The following is a 1,870-nucleotide window of genomic DNA, read 5'->3' on the forward strand; positions in this document are numbered from 1 at the left end:
CAAAAAAGAGACGGACGAAAAAAACTTTAAATTTTTTTGTAAAAAAAGTTGCCAGTTTAAAAAGAGTTTGTATCTTTGCAGTCCCAATTAGAGGGAGCGCAGGAGTATAGAGATTGAGGTTTTGAGAAGAATTAAGGTTACTTAAAAAACTTTAAAATTTTCTTCAAAAACATTTGGTCATTAAAAAATAAAGTTTTACTTTTGCACTCGCAAATACGGAGCGACACTGACAGAGAGATTGCTTCGTTGAAAAGCGGAAGATATAAAGATCATTGACATACAATATAACAACCAAGTAAGGAAAAACTAAAGCGTTAAAAACTTTGAGTGAGTCAGACAAACATACAATGGAGAGTTTGATCCTGGCTCAGGATGAACGCTAGCGGGAGGCCTAACACATGCAAGCCGAGCGGTAGAGATCTTTCGGGATCTTGAGAGCGGCGTACGGGTGCGGAACACGTGTGCAACCTGCCTTTATCTGGGGGATAGCCTTTCGAAAGGAAGATTAATACCCCATAATATACTGAATGGCATCATTCGGTATTGAAAACTCCGGTGGATAGAGATGGGCACGCGCAAGATTAGATAGTTGGTGAGGTAACGGCTCACCAAGTCTGCGATCTTTAGGGGGCCTGAGAGGGTGATCCCCCACACTGGTACTGAGACACGGACCAGACTCCTACGGGAGGCAGCAGTGAGGAATATTGGACAATGGGTGAGAGCCTGATCCAGCCATCCCGCGTGAAGGACGACGGCCCTATGGGTTGTAAACTTCTTTTGTATAGGGATAAACCTACCCTCGTGAGGGTAGCTGAAGGTACTATACGAATAAGCACCGGCTAACTCCGTGCCAGCAGCCGCGGTAATACGGAGGGTGCAAGCGTTATCCGGATTTATTGGGTTTAAAGGGTCCGTAGGCGGATCTGTAAGTCAGTGGTGAAATCTCACAGCTTAACTGTGAAACTGCCATTGATACTGCAGGTCTTGAGTGTTGTTGAAGTAGCTGGAATAAGTAGTGTAGCGGTGAAATGCATAGATATTACTTAGAACACCAATTGCGAAGGCAGGTTACTAAGCAACAACTGACGCTGATGGACGAAAGCGTGGGGAGCGAACAGGATTAGATACCCTGGTAGTCCACGCCGTAAACGATGCTAACTCGTTTTTGGAATGTAAGTTTCAGAGACTAAGCGAAAGTGATAAGTTAGCCACCTGGGGAGTACGAACGCAAGTTTGAAACTCAAAGGAATTGACGGGGGCCCGCACAAGCGGTGGATTATGTGGTTTAATTCGATGATACGCGAGGAACCTTACCAAGGCTTAAATGGGAAATGACAGGTTTAGAAATAGACTTTTCTTCGGACATTTTTCAAGGTGCTGCATGGTTGTCGTCAGCTCGTGCCGTGAGGTGTTAGGTTAAGTCCTGCAACGAGCGCAACCCCTGTCACTAGTTGCCATCATTAAGTTGGGGACTCTAGTGAGACTGCCTACGCAAGTAGAGAGGAAGGTGGGGATGACGTCAAATCATCACGGCCCTTACGCCTTGGGCCACACACGTAATACAATGGCCGGTACAGAGGGCAGCTACACTGCGAAGTGATGCAAATCTCGAAAGCCGGTCTCAGTTCGGATTGGAGTCTGCAACTCGACTCTATGAAGCTGGAATCGCTAGTAATCGCGCATCAGCCATGGCGCGGTGAATACGTTCCCGGGCCTTGTACACACCGCCCGTCAAGCCATGGAAGTCTGGGGTACCTGAAGTCGGTGACCGTAACAGGAGCTGCCTAGGGTAAAACAGGTAACTAGGGCTAAGTCGTAACAAGGTAGCCGTACCGGAAGGTGCGGCTGGAACATCTCATTTTAGAGCGTC

At 47.1% G+C, this 1,870-nt stretch carries 1 rRNA gene; it reads left to right on the top strand.

Annotated elements, in window-relative coordinates:
- Positions 1 to 344: 344 nt before the first annotated feature.
- A 16S ribosomal RNA gene (locus AC59HC_RS22910) occupies positions 345 to 1,861 on the top strand.
- The last annotated feature ends 9 nt before the right edge of the window (positions 1,862 to 1,870 follow it).

The organism is Chryseobacterium sp. DZ-32 (assembly GCF_059587025.1).